Origin of the sequence: uncultured Eudoraea sp., assembly GCF_947258525.1 — a bacterium.
Classification (GTDB): domain Bacteria; phylum Bacteroidota; class Bacteroidia; order Flavobacteriales; family Flavobacteriaceae; genus Eudoraea.
Map to the genome: position 1 here is coordinate 1 of NZ_CAMYIP010000244.1, position 2511 is coordinate 2511.

General features: G+C 57.5%; 3 protein-coding genes and 1 pseudogene. All 4 read left to right on the forward strand.

Translation table 11 applies throughout. From position 1 onward, the window contains the following. Nucleotides 1-474, forward strand: a 474-nt coding sequence (locus Q0X89_RS17915; RefSeq protein ID WP_297696746.1) for a YihY/virulence factor BrkB family protein, incomplete at its 5' end; no start/stop codon positions are given. Nucleotides 475-477: 3 nt separating this feature from the next. After that, nucleotides 478-1098: pseudogene (locus Q0X89_RS17920) on the forward strand (cation:proton antiporter); the annotation flags it as partial. Between the two features lie 94 nt (nt 1099-1192). Next, nucleotides 1193-1609, forward strand: a complete 417-nt coding sequence (locus tag Q0X89_RS17925) for a cation:proton antiporter (protein ID WP_297696751.1) — start codon at nt 1193-1195, stop codon at nt 1607-1609. A 415-nt stretch (nt 1610-2024) separates the two neighbouring features. Beyond that, the coding region (locus Q0X89_RS17930; protein WP_297696748.1) for an FAD-dependent oxidoreductase at nt 2025-2511 on the forward strand (487 nt) is incomplete at its 3' end.

Genomic DNA, 2511 nt, shown 5'->3' on the forward strand with positions numbered 1-2511 from the left:
TTGCTCAGGGTCCGTCTGATCGCCCTGGCACTCCTGGTAAGCATCTCTTTTCTGATGGCCGTTTTTCTGATCCTGGATGCGGCGGTGACTGGGTTGGCGGGGACGCTAGTTGAGCTGCTTGGTGAGATGGCCGTTTACCTGGTTGCCTTCGATGCGATTGTGTTGGACGTGTGCGCCAGTACCGCGCTCTTCGCGCTGTATTTCCGCTTCCTGCCGGACATCACGCTGGCATGGCGGGATATCTGGCTCGGGGCTTTGCTCACCGCGCTGCTGTTCGCTGTGGGGAAGTCGGTGATATCGCGTTTGATTGGCAACAGCGACGCGGCTGATCTGTACGATGCCGCCGGAAGTATTCTCGTGCTGATGCTATGGGTTTACTATGCGGCGGCGATGTTTCTGTTCGGAGCCACATTTACCTTCGCCCGGGTGAGATTGGGAGAGTACACTAGTCTGTCTGGTCGATTGGAAAGCTGACCGATGTACGTAGAAGTGGCCGTGCTGGCCCTTTTCACCTTTCTCTACAGTGTGATCGCAGGGCGGCTGGAGAAGCTGCCAATTTCCGGTCCTATCGTATTCGTGCTGACGGGGCTCGTGCTGGGGCCTCTGGGCTTCGGTTTGTTCAAGGACGATGTCAGCCAGATCGAATTTCGCATGCTGGTGGATCTCACACTGGCACTCATTCTCTTTATCGATGCTTCGAACGCAGATACATCGATCCTCAGAAGTCAGTGGAAGATCCCCACTCGGATGCTGGCTATCGGGCTTCCCGGTGCCATCGGACTTGGAATTGTCGCGGCTGTCTGGTTGCTCGATGGCCTGACGTTCTTTGAGGCAGCAATCCTCGCGACAATGCTGGCCGCGACGGATGCTGCGCTTGGCAAAGCCGTGGTCTCCAACGAGGCGGTGCCGATACGGTTGCGTGAAGGGCTTAATTGCGAGAGCGGTCTGAATGATGGGCTATGTGTGCCCATACTGCTGGTGTTCATCGCCCTGGCTCATGGTTCAGAAGGCGGCGGCGCTTCGATGGCGCTGGAACTGGTGGCCGCGGAGCTGGGCATCGGGATGGCTGTCGGCATGGGCATCTCGGCGGTTGGTGCGTGGTTGCTGAGGAAGGCAGCCAACCGGGAGTGGGTGAGTCCTATATGGGAGTGGTTATATCGCGGCATTTACTGGCGGACTTCTTTTCGGCCACATCGCCAAAGGGGCGACTCACAAGCTGGTGGTTGCAGGCGAGGGCGTCAGCGAAAGCATGGCAATGCTGACGTGGCTCATTTTCGGCACCGCTGTCATCGGCCAGAGCGTTCAACACTTCACGTTTGAGATCCTGATTTACTCGGTTCTCAGCCTGACGGTCGTGCGGATGTTGCCAATGTTCGTGGGTATGGCCGGCAGCGGTGAGAGCACGTCCAGTAAGCTGTTCCTCGGCTGGTTCGGTCCTCGTGGCCTGGCGAGTCTGGTGTTCGCCATAATGGTGATCAACGAGAACCTGCCCGGTGGCGGCATCATCGCCACCGTGGTGACCTGTACCGTCGGAATGAGTCTTTTGCTGCACGGCATCACCGCCAATCCATTTGCAAAGTGGATTGCTGGGAAAGAAAGTTCAGGTTGAGGCCCGTCAGTCTCGAGGTGCGCTTCCCGGTCCTGTTCAAGAACCCGAAATGTCAGCGCCGATCCTTCGTCTGATTTCCGAACGCCAATTTGCGGCGTTGTCCTGTTGCTTGTTGAGCAGGATGCCGAGGAGATAGGCGGTTTGAACATCAGTTTCCTGAATGCGTTCTCTACCTTGAGATCATCTGCACTGGCCATTGCTGCCCTAAGTTGAACACGCTGGAGATAACAACGTGGCCCCTCGCCTGTTGCCGCGTTTCTGCATAGTCCGAAGTAGCTCCGGTACCCCCTTATATCCCCCCAGTTCTTGGGGGTTTGTATTCCGAGTGAACCATGCAAAATCCAACATCGGAATTCCAACCCTCGGAGCTGAGGGTTCTGCACACGGCGTTATTGACGAAACGGGGATAAGCAAGATGGCGGCTCAATCAGACGTTGAAAAAAAACGGCACAGCACTATTAGTCGGCGAAAGTTGCTGGGTGCGGGAGCTGCATCTGCGCTCCTCTCAACACGCCTGCTCTCCGCCAGCACAGCAGATGGAGCCGGAATCCAGGATGTGATCATCATCGGTGCTGGCATCTCCGGTATGACGTCGGCGCGAGATCTGATACAGGCAGGCAATCAACGCTTCCTCGTGCTCGAGGCCCGGGATCGTGTGGGTGGGCGAACGCTCAACCACAATCTCGCCGGGGGTGGATTCTCCGAAGCCGGCGGTCAGTGGATTGGTGGCACTCAGGATGCCATCTACAGACTCGCGGATGATATGGGCATCGGCACCTTCCCGACCCTGAGGGCGGGTCGTTCGGTTTATCTGTCCGGTGATGGGCGGATGGAAGAGGACATGGGTGGCGAATTCGGGGTCAGTCCAACCATGCGCCCGGTGGTGGATGAACTCGACGCCC